The organism is Ralstonia sp. SA306 (assembly GCF_054792405.1).
On sequence record NZ_CP096452.1, the window covers coordinates 1,520,153 to 1,534,006 of the forward strand.

Here is a 13,854-nt window from a genome sequence, read left to right on the forward strand (position 1 = left end):
TCGCTCAGGGCGGCCCCAAGGAGACGACACATGCGCTACGCCAACAAAGTCCTTTCCGTGGACGAAGCCATCGCCCACGTCCGCAGCGGCTGCCGCCTGATGCTGGGCGAATTCGTGGGCGCCGGTGAGCCGGCCTGCTGCATCGAGGCGCTGCTCGCCAGCGGCATCGGGCAACTCACGCTCATCACCAACACGCCGGGGCTGCGCGGTGGTTTTCTTAAAGCGAGGCTGTTCACCTCTGGCCAGTTGACCGAGTTCATCGGCACGCACGTGGGCACGACGGATGAATCGACGCAGGCTTACCTGACCGACTCTGTGCGCGTAGCCGAGTTCTTTCCGATGGGCACCTGGGCTGAGAAAGTGCGCGCGGGTGCGCTGGGCCTGGGCGGCGCACTCGTGCCGGTGGGCGTGGGCATCCTCGACCAGCCCGGGATGTTTCCCAAGCGCGGTGCGCCCAAGCCGACGCTCACCGTCGACGGCATGACCTGCTTCGTCGAGCCGCCCCTGCGCGCCGACGTGTCGATCATCAAAGGCTGGCGCGCCGATACGTTCGGCAACGTGGAGTTTCGCGGCACGGCGCTGCAGAACCAGCGCGATATCGCCATGGCGGGCGACTACACCATCGTCGAGGTGAATGAAATCGTGGAGGTGGGCACGATCCCGCCCGAGCGCGTCGGCTGCCCGGGCGTGTTCATCAACGCGGTGGTGCAAGGGCTGTCATTGGACGAGCAGCACGCGCTCTACAAACACCACTGGACCAAGCTCGGCCGCCTGCCCGCCGCCGCCGAAGCCTGATCGTCGATCGACACAACCAGGAGACCGCCATGCAATCTCTGCCCGAAACGCCCAAGCAACGCATCGCGGCCCGCTGCGCGCAAGAACTACGCGCGGGCGAAGTCGTCAACCTTGGCCTGGGTATCCCCACGCTCACGGCCAACTACCTGGAGGCCGATGCGGGCGTCATCTTCCATACCGAAAACGGGGCCTTCGGGTTTGGCGGACGCCCCGCGCTGGGCGCCATCGACAGCGACTTCACCAACGCCGGGTGCGAGCCCATCACGCTGCTGCCCGGCGCGGCGCTCATGGACCTCGCCACGTCGCTGGGTGCAATGCGCAACGGCTACATCGACGTGACCATCCTCGGCGCGTTGCAGGTGGACGCGCAGGGCAATCTCGCCAACTGGGCGTGCGATCGCAACGGCAAATGGTGGCCTGGCATTGGCGGGGCAATGGACCTCTGCTATGGCACACGCAAGGTGATTGCCGCGCTGGCGCACACCGACAAGCACGGCAACTCCAAGATCCTGCCGCGCTGCACGCTGCCGCTCACGGGCCAAGGTTGCGTGAAGGTCATCGTCACCGAACACGCCGTGTTTGACGTGACCGATGCGGGGCTCGTGCTGCGTGAAATCCTCTCGCATGCGACACTCGATGACATTCGCGCCATGACGGCAGCGCCCTTTACGCTGGCCCCGCTGCTGCAGATGCGTGCCGCTTGAACACCCAGGAACGCTCATGCCCACCGCTGTCGATTGGTTCTTCGATGTCATCTCGCCGTTTGCCTACCTGCAGCTTGAGCAGTTCGATGCGCTGCAGGAAGCCAACGACATCGTCATCCGCCCCCGTCCGCTCGTGCTGGGCGCGATCCTGCACCACTGGGGGCAGAAGGGCCCGGCCGAGATCAGCACCAAGCGCGTGTTCACGTACCGGCATGCGCTGTTTCGTGCGCAGCAGCTCGGCATTCCGTTTCGCATGCCGCCCGCCCACCCGTTCAACCCGATCAAGGCGCTGCGGCTGACGATCGCGATGGGCGGCTCGCTCGATGCCGTGCGTGCGGTGTTCCGGCATATCTGGCGCGACGGCAACGATGTGGCCTCGCCGGAAGGTTTTGCCGCGCTGTGCGAAGCGGTGGGCTTTGCGCAAGGCGCAACCGCTGTCGAACAATCCGCCGTGAAAGACGCGCTGCGCACCCACACCGATGCGGCCATCGCGCTCGGCGTGTTTGGGGTGCCGACGCTCGTGCACAGCGGCGAGCTGTTCTGGGGTGAAGACGCCACCGATATGTTTCTGCAAAGCCTGCATTCCGACTGGCTCTCCACGCCCGAAGTGCGGCGTGTGAGTACGTTGCCGGTGGGCATTCAACGTGGCTGAACACGACACAAACTCGCGCCCCGGCATCAGCCGCGCACGGCTGGCCCATATTGCGGCGTGGTCGATTGAGCTGCCCCCGGAAGAAGCAGACCGTGCCTGCGCCGGCATCGTTGAGAAAACCTATGCGCGCGGCGCCTGCATCTGCCCTAAGAACACATTGCTGGAAAGCTGGACAGGCGTGGTTACGGGCCTCATCAAGATCGGCACGGTGTCGCCCGAGGGGCGCAGCGTTACGTTTACGGGTGTGCCGGCCGGCGGCTGGTTTGGCGAGGGCACGGTGCTCAAGAACGAGCCGCGCCGCTACGACATCGTTGCGCTGCGCGACACGCGCATGGCCTTCATGGACCGCGCCACCTTCATGTGGCTCGTGGAAAACAGCGTGGCGTTCAACCGCTTCCTGGTGCAGCAGCTCAACGAGCGGCTCGGGCATTTCATGGCGCTGCTGGAATACGACCGGCTGCTGGATGTCACGCCGCGCCTGGCGCGTTGCATTGCGTCGCTGTTCAACCCGGTGCTCTACCCCGGTGCGGGCGACCACCTTGAGATCACGCAGGAAGAACTTGGCTTGCTCTCGGGCATGACACGGCAGGTGGCCAACCAATCGCTCAAGGCCCTGGAGAAAGACGGCGTGGTGCGGTTGGAATATGGCGGTGTGACGGTCGTCGACCTCGAACGGCTGCGCAGCTACGGCACCTGAAGACGCCGTCTTTATTAACGAATCTTCATCCGGCGCAGCGGGCCGCACCCGCTAGAATCGCGGCACAACAAGACAAGATCGTTACGCTGCGGCATGCGCCCCGCGCGGCCGCAGCCGGAAGAGGGAACAGGGCAACGCGCACCGTGCGTGCCTGCATCTATGCTGCCGATTCATCTGCTTTCCACCGGCAAGGCATTGCCGGAACACCAAGTCACGTCCGCTGAGCTGGATGCCCGCCTGGGCCATCGGGCGGGGTACGTGCGCAAGAAGTCCGGTATCGACATTCGCCACCATGCCACGCTTGCGGAGCACCAATCGGAGCTTGCCGGCGCTGCCGTGCGCGATGCGCTGCGCCGCGCCGATGTTCCTGCCGCCTCCATCGACCTGTTGATTTCCGCCTCGGGCGTGCAGGAACAGGCGCTGCCCAACACGGCCACGCGCATCCTGGAGCCCGCCGGACTGCCTGCCGGCACGCCCGCGTTTGACGTCAACGCCAGTTGCTTGAGCTTCCTGACCGCGCTGCATGTGGCAAGCAGCCTGCTGACCACTGGCGCCTACAAACGCATCGCCGTGGTGGCGTCCGACCTGGCCTCGCGCGGCATCGACTGGGACGATGCCGAGACCGCGTTGATCTTCGGCGATGGGGCAGCGGCAGTCATCGTTGAAGCGGCACCTGCGGAGTCCAGCAAAGGCATTCACGCTTACCGCATGGAGACCTACCCCGCCGGCAAGGCCTATTGCGAAATCCCTGCAGGCGGCACGCGCCGCAACCCGCGCACCGGCGCGCAACCCACCGATTACCTGTTCCACATGGACGGCAAGCGCGTGTTCAAGCTCGCCTCGCAACTGATGGACGGCTTCCTTGATCGTCTGTTTGCGGGCAGCAATTACACGCTGCGCGACATGCACGTCGTCGTGCCGCACCAGGCGAGCCACCTTGGCATGCAGCATTTGCGCAAGCGGCTGGGCGTGCCGGAAACCAGCGTGATCGACATCTACGCGCAGCACGGCAACCAGGTGGCCGCGTCGATTCCCACCGCGCTGCATGAAGCGGTGACGAACCGGCGCATTGAGCCTGGCAAGCCGGTTCTGCTGGTTGGCACGGCCGCCGGCCTGACGCTGGGCGGCATGGTGCTGACGCTATGACCACGCTTGTAACGGGTGCCACGGGCGGGCTCGGCCGCAACGCGGTCGATGCCCTGCTGACACAAGGCGCAGGCGTACGCGCGACGGGGCGCGATGCCGCACAGTGCGAGGCCTTTATCGCACGCGGTGCGGACTATGTACCTGCCGACCTTGCACGCCTGACGCCGACCACGCTCGATGCGCTGCTCAATGGTGTCGACACGGTTTGGCATTGCGCGGCGCTGTCATCCCCTTGGGGCGCGTACGACGACTTCTACGCGGCCAATGTGCGCGCAACGGCCGCTCTGGCCGAAGGCGCCGTCAAGCGTGGTGTCCGCCGCTTCGTGCATATCTCCACGCCGTCGATCTACTTCGACTACCAGCATCACGCCGATCTGCCCGAGAGCTATCGCCCTGCCCGCTTCGCCAATCATTACGCGGCCACCAAGATGCTGGCAGAAGCGGCCATCCAACAGCAGGTGTCCACGCAGAACCGCACGCACTTCGTCATCCTGCGGCCGCGCGGGTTGTTCGGCCCGCATGATCGCGTGGTGCTGCCGCGCATCCTGCATCTGCTGAATCTGCGCGGCGGCGTGCTACCGCTGCCCCGTGGCGGTGCCGCGCGCATGGACCTGACATATCTGGAAAACGTGGTGCACTCCATGCGGTGCGCCACGACAGCGGACGTGCCTTCCGGCGCCGCCTACAACATCACCAACCACGCACCGGCCACGCTGCGCGATCTGCTCGATCAACTGCTGGGGCAACAGCTCGGCCTGCGCTACCGCATCCGCGCCGTGCCTTATCCGGCCATGGCATTGGCCGCACGCGCCATGGAATCGGCCGGTGCCATCACGCGCCGCGAGCCGCTGCTCACACGCTACAGCGCCGCTGCCCTGCACTACGACATGACGCTCGCCAACGACCTCGCGCGCATCGAACTCGGCTACGTGCCGCCCATCGACATGGCCGAAGGCATCCGCCGCACGGCCCACTGGTTACGCGAACAGGGCAACCGGTCATGGCAACGTTAACGGTCTTTGAAGCCGGGTACTGCACGCACACCGCGTGTGTGGCACTGCGCGGCGCGGGCTTGCGTACCTGCGCCTTCCCCGCACGCGCATGGCTGATCGAAGCCGCCGGGCGACGCTGGCTGTGGGACACGGGCTATGCCTCGCATTTTCATGACCACACGCGCAGCGGCCTGTTTGCCATCTATCGCAAGGTCACACCGGTGTATTTCGATACATCGGAATCCATGGCAGCACAGCTCGCACAACAGGGCATGCGCCCCGCTGACCTGGATGGATTGATCGTCTCGCACTTCCACGGCGACCACGTTGCCGGCCTGCGGGACTTTCCGGGCGTGCCGGTCATCTGCTCCGGCGAGGGATGGACGCACTTGCGTGCGCTGCGAGGTGTTTCCGCGTTACGGCGCGCTTTCGTGCCCGGGCTGATCCCCGAAGATTTTGAAACGCGCACGCGCTTTGTCGAACAGTTCGAGCACGTTGCGCTGCCCCCGGAGCTGGCGCCATTCACATCCGCCTGGGCCCTGCCCGGGAGCAACGGCGACGTACTCCTTGTGCCGCTACCCGGCCACGCTGCCGGGCACCTCGGCGCGTTCGTGCGCACGGATGAAGGCTGGGCGTTGCTTGCCGCCGACGCGGCCTGGTCACCGTTGAGCTATCGCGAGCTGCGCGGGCCATCGGTGCTGGCGTATTCCATCATGGAAGACCGCCACGCCTACTTCGATACGCTGCGCAAGCTGCACGCGCTCGATGCCGGCGGCCACGTGCGCATTCTCCTCACACACGAGGGTGCATTGTGACGGCGTTGCATCGCCTGCTGTGGTCTTACTGGCAAACGCGCCGGTTGCGGTTGCCTGATCGCGCAGCCCTGCAAGCGCATCAGCAGCGTCAGATCGCACACTTCACGCAACGGGTGCTGGTTCGCAGCCCGTACTTCCGCCCGTTTGCGTCGAAGCCTATGCACGAATGGCCATTGATGGACAAGGCCACGATGATGGCCAATTTCGACGCCATGAACACGGCCGGCCTGCGTCTGGCCGATGTGCTCGCCTGCGCGCAACAGGCCGAGCAGTCGCGTGATTTCCGGCCGACGGTCGGGGCCTATTCGGTGGGCTTGTCGTCCGGCACGTCCGGCGGACGCGGCGTCTTCGTCGTCAGCCCGATCGAGCGCGCGCAGTGGGCCGGCATCCTGCTCGCCAAGCTGTTGCCGCGCGGCCTGTTGCATGGCGAACGCGTCGCGCTGTTCCTGCGCGCCAACAGCAATCTGTACACGGCCGTGCGCAATCCGTGGCTGACGTTCTCGTTCTTCGATCTGTTTGCACCGTTCGACTCGCACCGCGCGCCGCTGGAGGCATTGCAGCCGACCATCGTCGTGGGGCCGGCGCAGGTGCTGCGTGCGCTTGCCATGGAGAAACTGGCCGGCCGGCTCGACATTGCACCGGTGCAGGTGCTGTCCGGCGCCGAAGTGCTGGAGCCGATGGACCGCGCGCTGCTTGCGCAGGCCTTCGGCAACGTCGGCGAGGTCTATCAGGCGACCGAAGGTTTCCTGGGTGCGACCTGCCCGCACGGCACGCTGCATCTGAACGAAGCGCACGTGCACATCCAGCCGCAATGGCTGGACGCGCGCCGCTTCGTTCCCGTCATCACGGATTTCACACGCAGCACGCAACCCATCGTGGGCTACCGGCTGGATGACATCCTCATCCGCCGCGACCCCGCGCTGGGGGCCTGCCTCTGCGGCAATCCGGCCATGGCCATCGAGCGCATCGAAGGCCGCTGCGACGATACGCTTGTCCTGCCCGCCCTTGGCGGTGGAGCCGTCACGCTGTTTGCGGACGTGTGTTCGCGGGCGCTGGCCCAGGCGCTGCCGCTGCATGCCGACTACCGCCTGGTGCAAACCGATGCGTGCACGCTGGCGTTGTCCATCCACCCTGCTGACGCCGACATTGCCCGCGCGTGCCAGGCGCATCTGGCGGATCTCTTCGCCTGCCAGGGCGTCGACACATCGCGCGTGACATGGCACGCAAGGCCCGAGCGCATCGCCACCGACTTCACCACCAAGCGCCGCCGCATCGTTCGGCTCGCGGCGTCGGGGGCGGCGCGATGAGCCCGTTTATCGCACGCCTGCGTCATATGGCCCTGGGCTGGTGTTCGGTGGGCCTCGTCTATGGTCTGTGCGGTGTGCTGCAAGGCGTGGGCACGGTTGTGCCGGAAACCGCGTTGGACCGCGCGATTCCGTTCAGCACGTCAGGCATCTGGCTGTACGTGTCGTTCTTCGCGCTGATTCCGTTGGCGTATCTGCTGGCCGACATGTCTCGCCTGCCCTGGCTGGAACACGCCATGCAGATGAGCGCGCTGATGAGCGGCGCGGTGTTTCTGCTGTGGCCGACCACGCTGCACTACCCGCCGCTGGCGGATGCATCGCTGCCGGCCAGCGTGCAACGCATGCTGATCGCCGTGGATTCGAGCCAGAACTGCCTTCCCTCGCTGCACGGGGCGCTCACGCTGCTCTCAGTGTGGGCGCTGGCGGACGCGCGCAAGCCGATTCGCACGGTGCTTGCAGCGGCCTGGGGGCTGGGCATCCTGTACGCCACGATCCAGACGCGCCGGCACGTCGCACTGGATCTATCGGCGGGCGTGGCCGTAGGCGTGCTGTGCGGCGCGGCTGTCCGTCTATGGTTGGCGCGGCGCGCGTCAACGCTTTCAATCGAACCGGTGTCGACATGAATGCCTTTGCTCTGCCGCTTTCATTGATGCTCGGCTGCGTGCTCTTGGAACTGGCTGCGCTCAAATGGTGGCGCGGCCAGCCCCTGCCGTGGCGCGACGTCATCCTCAACCTGAACTCTGGGCACGTTCTGATGTGGCTGTGCCGCGGCGTGGAGGTGGCCGGCTTCACGTGGCTGTATGCCCATGCCAGCCTGCATTGGGTGGATGGCTGGCATCCGATTGCGGGCTGGGCCTTCGCCTTTGTCGCATGGGATCTGGGCTTCTACTGGCTGCACCGCATGCACCATAAGCTGGGCTTTCTGTGGGCGATCCATGCGGTGCACCACGAGGGGGAGCATTTCAACCTGTCGCTGGGCGTACGTAACGCGTGGCTGTCGTCGCTGACATCGCTGCCGTTCTTCGTGCCGCTGGCGTTGCTGGGTGTCACGCCGGAAATGTTCGTGGCGGTGTCCGGCCTGCATTACTCGGTGCAGTTCTACAACCACTGCGGCTTGGTGGGCCGTTCGGGCGTGCTGGACCGCTTCATGGTCACGCCTGCCAACCATCGCGTCCATCACGGCTGCAACCCGGAATACATCGACCGCAATTTCGGCGGCACGCTGCTCCTCTGGGACAAGCTGTTCGGCACGTATCAGCGCGCGCTGCCCGACGTGCCGATCCGCTACGGCGTGCACAGGCCCACCCACAGCGACAACCCATTCTGGGCCAACGTGGTGCCCGCATTGCAATGGATGGGGTTGCGCACACCACTGCTGCAACGCGATACGCGCGCCACGCCCGCCGGCTGGATCGCCACCGGCGGTGTGCTGCTGTTTGGCGTGGTGATCGACTACGTGCGCACCGATGGCCTGTGGCCCGGGCATTGGCAAGCGGTTTGGTTCGCGCTCATCCTGCTGCTCACGATTGCGCTGGGCGGCTTGTCGGATGGACGGGTCTGGGGCCGCTGGCTGTGGCCGCTGCTGGCGCTTGCACTGCCCGTGCTGATGATCGGCATATGCGGTGCGGGCGATGCATTGTCCGACACGTTGACCGTTGCACTGGGGCTACATGGCCTTGCCTGCGGGCTGTGGCACGCACTGCGTGCCGAATCACCGCTTTCTTCGTCGCCGCATGCCGAATCTCGTTAAGCTTCGCTACGCCTCACCGCGCTCGTCATCGCTGGCGGAGGATTTGCGCCAGGCCGCGCACGATCATCTGCAAGCAAACGGCGACCATCGCTTTGCCGATGCGAGGCTCATTGCCAAGGGCGCCTTCCTTGTCGTGATTTCCGCACTGCTGTATGGGGCGATGGTGACAGCCAAGAGCACGATGATTTTCGTGCTCGCCTATGTGGCCTTTCCGTTCATCGCGATGCTGCTGGCGATGAACGTGCTGCACGACGGCGCACACCGGGCGCTGTCTCCCTGGCTATGGTTGGACCGCCTCATGACACGCGTGACCGCCATCCCGCTCGGCATCGAACCGGCCTATTGGACGGTGCGCCATGTGCACTATCACCACGCGCATGCCAACGTGGAACACTACGACCTGGACACCGCCGCAAACCGCTTCCTGCGGCAGACGCCTTTTCAGCCGTGGTATCCGCAGTTCCGCTACCAGCATCGCTACTGGCCGCTGATTGCCGCGCTGTCGTTGCCGTACATCAACTGGATCTACGACTGGTCGGACCGGCTCGGCCTCACGGCGCTGACCACAGACCGCGTGTTACCTGGCCTGCGCGGCTGGGCGACGTTCCTGTCTGCCAAGACCTTGCACTTGCTCATTGCCGTGGCGGTACCGGCCTGGGTGGCACATCAACTTGGCCTCGGCTGGGGCTGGGTGGCGTTCAGCTACTTCGCGGGGCAGATGCTGGCCTCGTGTGTGCTGGTGGCACTGATTCTGGGCACGCACTGGGCGGACGTGACGTTCTATCTGCCGCCCGAATCAGGCCAGTTGCCGCACACGTGGCACGAGCATGCATTCCACACCGCCTGCGACTGGCAACCGCAACCGGCGTGGATCGGCTACTGGCTCGGCGGCTTGAACTGGCACCTGACGCATCACCTCTTCCCGACGTACAGCCACCGGCACTATCCGGCATTGGCTGCACGCGTGGCCGAGGTAGCGCGCGCCCACGCACTCGACTACCGCGCGCTCACCTACCGGGAGTTGCTGACCGCGCAGCAGACATTCCTGCGCGCCATGGGCAAATGCCCCGACTGACGCGCAAGCAACACGCCTCGCCTCAGTTGCGCGCCTCGACCGCGTGCACGGCATCAAGAATCACCTTGGCCACATCCTGCGGCCGCGACTGCTGCGGCACGTGGCTCGTCAGGAGCGTCGTCACCTTGGCGCCGATCTTCCTTGCCATGGCGCGCTCCAGGTCCGGCTGGATCATCCTGTCGTGCGCGCTGACGATGAACCACGACGGCTTGCTCTGCCACGCCGCTACCGTGGTGCGCTCGCCAAATGCCGTCGCCTTGATGGGCCCTTGCGTGGCGGCCATCACGCGCGCCTGGGCAGCGGCCACATCCTGGGCAAAGTCGCTCGCCAGCGCCGCTGGGGGCAGTGACAGATAGCCGTTGGCATCGGCCACCAGCTTGCCGATGCCCGGCGCGGGCGCGTAGTCCTTGCCCACTTCTTCCGTCGACTGCCCGGCGTCCGGCGCAAACGCGGCCACGTACACCAGCCCGGCAACCTTGCTGTCGGCGCCGGCTTCCGTGATGACCGTGCCACCCCACGAGTGCCCGACCAGCACGACCTTGCCGACCTGGTTTCCAATCGCTCTGCGCGTTGCAGCCACATCGTCAGCCAGCGAGTTCAGTCCGTTCTGCACCGCCTGCACCTTCACGCCTTTGGCCTGCAGCAGCGGGATCACCTTGGCCCAGTCGGACCCATCGGCAAAGGCGCCGTGCACGATCACGACGGAAGGTTGATTGGCGTCGGCTGCCGTGGCGGCAAAGAGTGGCGCACTGGCGGCCATGCCAAGTGCCAGCGCTGCGATGGAGACGGCTTTGCGGTTGAACATGTCGGGTCCTTGTTATCTGCTCGGTTCTCGGTGGGATGGGGTGTGCGCGAGGCTGCCGCTTCAGGCGTGTGCACCGTCGTAGTACGGATTCGCGCTGCGGGCGCCATCGGTGTAGATGTCGGTGGCACGCGCGCCGTCCGTATAGACATCAGACGAACGCGCGCCCTCGGTGTAGGCATCCACCGCGCTTTGCACGGCGCGGGCGCCTTCGGTGTACGGGTCGCGTGCACCGATTGACGAAGCGGCTTGGGCCCCTGCAGCGGCCACAGCGAGAGCAACAACAGCGAGGGTCTTGGTGAGATTGCGGGTCATGATCGTTTTCCTTTGAACGGTTGGTTTGGGATTGCGCGGCCTGCCGGTGCTTTGCTTTGCGTTGGCCCGGCGCCTTGGCCACGGAATGCATTGAAGGCGCCTGACGTATCCGGCACGTAGCGATGTGCTGCCCGTTTTGTCTGGGCATGTACTAGAGCTGCCGCCAGATACAAACGCATACAAAACCCCGCCTATCGATGCCCGTTGCTACAAAGCAATACAAATCGGCGGCATCGTGAAACCGACCGGATACATCGCAGGCGCCCAATGCTGGAAACGAGGTGAACAAGACCCGCCCCGTCATCCATCCTTGATCACTGGAGCCCTCATGCAACCGAATCGATTGACCGCAACGTTGCTCGTACTGGCAGGCGCCCTGGGCGCGCACAACGCATTTGCGCAAGCCGCTGGCGTGCATCGGACGGATCTCGTCCATCACGACCTGAGCGTGCCCGACCACGAAACTCTGCAAGTGCGCGTGGATTTTGATGAGCGTGCATTCGCCCCCGCGCATATCCACCCCGGCGAGGAAATCGCCCACGTCCTGCAAGGCACGATCGAATACCGGTTGGATGGTCAGCCCCCCGTGACGCTGCAGACCGGGGATTCGCTGTTCATTCCGGCCGGCGTTGCGCACTCGGCAAGAAACGTCGGCAGCGGCAAGGCATCGGAACTGGCCACGTATGTCGTGAAGTCCGGTGAGCCGCTGGTCAAGCTCGTTCACTAATCCCCTGCCCCATCCACCCCAAAGAGAGAACCCCCATGTCGAACCCCGTCAACCTCCGCCGTCGCCGCCTTCTGGGCACCACCATCGCCAGCATTGGCGTGCTGGATCTCGGCCTGGCCGAACTTGCGCATGCGCAACCGGCACCGTCCGCCAATGGAGGCACGCTGCTGGCCGGCCAAGCCAACCCGTTCGGCACGCTGCAGCAGATCGATGCAGGCGTGCTCAACATCGGCTACGCAGACCTGGGGCCGAAGAACGGCCCCGTGATGATCCTGCTGCACGGCTGGCCGTATGACATCTACAGCTATGCAGAGGTGGCGCCCGCGCTGGCGGCGGCGGGCTATCGCGTGCTGGTGCCGTACCTGCGCGGCTATGGCACGACGCGCATCCGCTCGGCGGACACGCCGCGCAACGGACAGCAAGCGGCGCTGGCCGCTGACATCATCGCCTTCATGGACGCGTTGAAGATCAAGCAGGCGCACTTTGGCGGATACGACTGGGGCGCGCGCACGGCGGACATCATCGCGGCGCTGTGGCCGGAACGCTGCAAGACGCTGGTATCTGTCAGCGGCTACCTGATCGGCAGCCAGGAGGCGAACCGCAAGCCGCTGCCGCCGGCCGCGGAATTTGCGTGGTGGTACCAGTTCTATTTCACGACGGAACGTGGCGCGCAGGGCTACGCCGCCAACTGCAAGGAGTTCAACCGTCTGATCTGGAAGCTCGCTTCGCCCACGTGGAAGTTTGACGACGCCACGTACGACCGCAGCGCCGCCGCGTTCGACAACCCCGATCACGTTGCCGTCGTCATCCACAATTACCGCTGGCGCCTGGGGCTGGCGCAGGGCGAATCGAAGTACGGCGCGCTGGAACAGCGCCTGGCCACCGCGCCGGGCATCACGGTACCCACCATCACCATGGAAGGCGATGCCAACGGCGCACCGCACCCGGAGCCGTCAGCCTATGCGAAGAAGTTCACGGGCAAGTACCAGCACCGGAACATCGGTGGCGGCATCGGCCACAACCTGCCCCAAGAGGCGCCCAAGGCGTTTGTGCAGGCCATGCTGGATGTGGTGCACCTTTGAACCGGCGAGCCATTTGACGCTTCTGGCTCACAGCGCCGCGAGCAACCCTTCGGGTAATCCGCGTGTGAGGGCCAGCAGCGTCATCACGGCCGGCATGGCTGCAGCGGCCATCACCGTCTGCGCGGCAGTGATGCCGGCCATGAGCGGTGCGTCACCGCCCAGTTGACGCGCCATGATGTACGACGAGGATGCCGTGGGCAGCGCCTGGAACAGCAGCGCCACGATCAATGCAGCATCGGTCAGACCCAATGCGTGGCCAACGGCCAGCGTCAGCACGGGCATGGCCAGAAATTTGATGCTTGACGACACGACCACCGGCCGCGCCCACGAACGCACGCCGCTGAAGTTGAGCGCAGCCCCCACGCACAACAGGCCCAGCGGCATGGACGCCACCCCGAGCGCACGCACCGCAGGCTCGATCGCCACAGGTATCTGCAGCCCCAGCGCCTGCATGGCAATGCCCAGCGTGCAGGCCACCACCGGCGGATTCGTCACGATCTGACGCACCAGCGCACGCCCACTGAGGCGCACCGAGCCATAGCGGGCGAAGACCAGCACGCACAGCAGATTGACCGTCGGCACAATCGCAGCGTTGCATACAGCCGCCAGCGCAATGCCCTTGGCACCGAAGATGCCCGTGGCCAGCGACACGCCTACGTAGTTGTTGAACCGCACGGCCCCCTGAAACACCGAGGTAAACGCCGCGCCGTCCACTTGCATCCATGGTCGGGCGATCATCAACGCCGCAGCCACCAGCAATGTCGCGCCAATCAACGTCAGCACGAGCGGCAGGACGGGAAGCGACTGCATGTGCGCCGTGGCCAGCCCGTGCATAAACAACGCCGGTAACAGGACGTAGTAGCAGAGCCGCTCGGCCTGCGGCCAGAAGGTTTCGGCGAGGAAGGCGGAGCGCTTGAGCCAATGGCCGAGCGCCACCAGAAGCGCAACCGGCGCCAGAGCGAGCAGGATTGCAGCGGTCATGGCCGTGCGCCTGTACC

The 13,854-nt window shown here is 65.5% G+C and carries 16 protein-coding genes; 13 read left to right on the top strand and 3 right to left on the bottom strand.

Annotation, left to right across the window (positions count from 1 at the left end; genetic code table 11):
* The first annotated feature begins 30 nt into the window (after window positions 1–30).
* From M1D44_RS23385 to M1D44_RS23435, 11 genes are all read left to right on the top strand, one after another.
* Window positions 31–795 (top strand): CoA transferase subunit A, encoded by a 765-nt coding sequence (locus tag M1D44_RS23385; RefSeq protein ID WP_316683274.1) that lies wholly within the window; start codon window positions 31–33, stop codon window positions 793–795.
* 29 nt (window positions 796–824) lie between these two features.
* Entirely contained in the window at window positions 825–1,499 is a 675-nt protein-coding gene (locus tag M1D44_RS23390) for a 3-oxoacid CoA-transferase subunit B (RefSeq protein ID WP_316852545.1), read from the top strand.
* Between the two features lie 16 nt (window positions 1,500–1,515).
* Window positions 1,516–2,151 (top strand): 2-hydroxychromene-2-carboxylate isomerase, encoded by a 636-nt coding sequence (locus tag M1D44_RS23395; protein ID WP_316852546.1) that lies wholly within the window; start codon window positions 1,516–1,518, stop codon window positions 2,149–2,151.
* Window positions 2,144–2,848 (top strand): Crp/Fnr family transcriptional regulator, encoded by a 705-nt coding sequence (locus M1D44_RS23400; protein ID WP_112188449.1) that lies wholly within the window; start codon window positions 2,144–2,146, stop codon window positions 2,846–2,848. Before M1D44_RS23395 ends, M1D44_RS23400 begins: the two co-directional genes overlap by 8 nt.
* A gap of 147 nt (window positions 2,849–2,995) precedes the next feature.
* Window positions 2,996–3,994 carry a 3-oxoacyl-[acyl-carrier-protein] synthase III C-terminal domain-containing protein gene (locus M1D44_RS23405; RefSeq protein ID WP_316852547.1) on the top strand — a complete coding sequence of 333 codons (999 nt, stop codon included), beginning with the start codon at window positions 2,996–2,998 and terminating at the stop codon, window positions 3,992–3,994.
* Complete coding sequence (locus M1D44_RS23410; protein ID WP_316852548.1) at window positions 3,991–5,007, top strand: NAD-dependent epimerase/dehydratase family protein; 1,017 nt, start codon at window positions 3,991–3,993, stop codon at window positions 5,005–5,007. The genes M1D44_RS23405 and M1D44_RS23410 overlap by 4 nt, the downstream gene beginning before the upstream one ends.
* The gene (locus M1D44_RS23415) at window positions 4,995–5,801 is read left to right on the top strand and encodes an MBL fold metallo-hydrolase (RefSeq protein WP_316852549.1); all 807 of its coding nucleotides are present in this window, start codon (window positions 4,995–4,997) and stop codon (window positions 5,799–5,801) included. The genes M1D44_RS23410 and M1D44_RS23415 overlap by 13 nt, the downstream gene beginning before the upstream one ends.
* Window positions 5,798–7,108 carry a F390 synthetase-related protein gene (locus tag M1D44_RS23420; RefSeq protein WP_316852550.1) on the top strand — a complete coding sequence of 437 codons (1,311 nt, stop codon included), beginning with the start codon at window positions 5,798–5,800 and terminating at the stop codon, window positions 7,106–7,108. Before M1D44_RS23415 ends, M1D44_RS23420 begins: the two co-directional genes overlap by 4 nt.
* Window positions 7,105–7,728 carry a phosphatase PAP2 family protein gene (locus tag M1D44_RS23425; RefSeq protein ID WP_316852551.1) on the top strand — a complete coding sequence of 208 codons (624 nt, stop codon included), beginning with the start codon at window positions 7,105–7,107 and terminating at the stop codon, window positions 7,726–7,728. Before M1D44_RS23420 ends, M1D44_RS23425 begins: the two co-directional genes overlap by 4 nt.
* Window positions 7,725–8,855: a sterol desaturase family protein gene (locus M1D44_RS23430; RefSeq protein WP_316852552.1), complete on the top strand. Its 1,131-nt coding sequence runs from the start codon at window positions 7,725–7,727 to the stop codon at window positions 8,853–8,855. The genes M1D44_RS23425 and M1D44_RS23430 overlap by 4 nt, the downstream gene beginning before the upstream one ends.
* Window positions 8,839–9,930 carry an acyl-CoA desaturase gene (locus M1D44_RS23435; protein WP_024978384.1) on the top strand — a complete coding sequence of 364 codons (1,092 nt, stop codon included), beginning with the start codon at window positions 8,839–8,841 and terminating at the stop codon, window positions 9,928–9,930. Before M1D44_RS23430 ends, M1D44_RS23435 begins: the two co-directional genes overlap by 17 nt.
* 22 nt (window positions 9,931–9,952) lie before the next feature.
* Here M1D44_RS23435 and M1D44_RS23440 read toward each other — a convergent pair whose 3' ends face one another.
* Together M1D44_RS23440 and M1D44_RS23445 are read right to left on the bottom strand one after the other, a co-directional pair.
* Window positions 9,953–10,735 carry an alpha/beta fold hydrolase gene (locus M1D44_RS23440; protein WP_428984639.1) on the bottom strand — a complete coding sequence of 261 codons (783 nt, stop codon included), beginning with the start codon at window positions 10,733–10,735 and terminating at the stop codon, window positions 9,953–9,955.
* Between the two features lie 60 nt (window positions 10,736–10,795).
* Window positions 10,796–11,047, bottom strand: a complete 252-nt coding sequence (locus M1D44_RS23445; RefSeq protein WP_024978382.1) for a hypothetical protein — start codon at window positions 11,045–11,047, stop codon at window positions 10,796–10,798.
* Between the two features lie 328 nt (window positions 11,048–11,375).
* Here M1D44_RS23445 and M1D44_RS23450 point away from each other — a divergent pair, with 328 nt between their 5' ends.
* Window positions 11,376–11,774: a cupin domain-containing protein gene (locus M1D44_RS23450; RefSeq protein ID WP_316852553.1), complete on the top strand. Its 399-nt coding sequence runs from the start codon at window positions 11,376–11,378 to the stop codon at window positions 11,772–11,774.
* Between the two features lie 35 nt (window positions 11,775–11,809).
* A complete protein-coding gene (locus tag M1D44_RS23455) occupies window positions 11,810–12,856 on the top strand; it encodes an alpha/beta fold hydrolase (RefSeq protein ID WP_439004445.1) in 1,047 nt (348 codons plus the stop codon).
* A gap of 27 nt (window positions 12,857–12,883) precedes the next feature.
* On the opposite strand, the gene M1D44_RS23460 is transcribed toward M1D44_RS23455, so the two are convergent.
* Window positions 12,884–13,837, bottom strand: a complete 954-nt coding sequence (locus M1D44_RS23460) for an AEC family transporter (protein WP_024978379.1) — start codon at window positions 13,835–13,837, stop codon at window positions 12,884–12,886.
* Window positions 13,838–13,854: the final 17 nt, after the last annotated feature.

Bases quoted from the DNA above. Each gene is read 5' to 3' on its own strand.
- M1D44_RS23460 (WP_024978379.1), bottom strand. From the start codon at position 13,837: ATGACCGCTGCAATCCTGCTCGCTCTGGCGCCGGTTGCGCTTCTGGTG.
- M1D44_RS23415 (WP_316852549.1), top strand. From the start codon at position 4,995: ATGGCAACGTTAACGGTCTTTGAAGCCGGGTACTGCACGCACACCGCG.
- M1D44_RS23435 (WP_024978384.1), top strand. From the start codon at position 8,839: ATGCCGAATCTCGTTAAGCTTCGCTACGCCTCACCGCGCTCGTCATCG.
- M1D44_RS23440 (WP_428984639.1), bottom strand. From the start codon at position 10,735: ATGTTCAACCGCAAAGCCGTCTCCATCGCAGCGCTGGCACTTGGCATG.
- M1D44_RS23455 (WP_439004445.1), top strand. From the start codon at position 11,810: ATGTCGAACCCCGTCAACCTCCGCCGTCGCCGCCTTCTGGGCACCACC.
- M1D44_RS23385 (WP_316683274.1), top strand. From the start codon at position 31: ATGCGCTACGCCAACAAAGTCCTTTCCGTGGACGAAGCCATCGCCCAC.
- M1D44_RS23425 (WP_316852551.1), top strand. From the start codon at position 7,105: ATGAGCCCGTTTATCGCACGCCTGCGTCATATGGCCCTGGGCTGGTGT.
- M1D44_RS23445 (WP_024978382.1), bottom strand. From the start codon at position 11,047: ATGACCCGCAATCTCACCAAGACCCTCGCTGTTGTTGCTCTCGCTGTG.
- M1D44_RS23450 (WP_316852553.1), top strand. From the start codon at position 11,376: ATGCAACCGAATCGATTGACCGCAACGTTGCTCGTACTGGCAGGCGCC.
- M1D44_RS23430 (WP_316852552.1), top strand. From the start codon at position 7,725: ATGAATGCCTTTGCTCTGCCGCTTTCATTGATGCTCGGCTGCGTGCTC.
- M1D44_RS23410 (WP_316852548.1), top strand. From the start codon at position 3,991: ATGACCACGCTTGTAACGGGTGCCACGGGCGGGCTCGGCCGCAACGCG.
- M1D44_RS23395 (WP_316852546.1), top strand. From the start codon at position 1,516: ATGCCCACCGCTGTCGATTGGTTCTTCGATGTCATCTCGCCGTTTGCC.
- M1D44_RS23390 (WP_316852545.1), top strand. From the start codon at position 825: ATGCAATCTCTGCCCGAAACGCCCAAGCAACGCATCGCGGCCCGCTGC.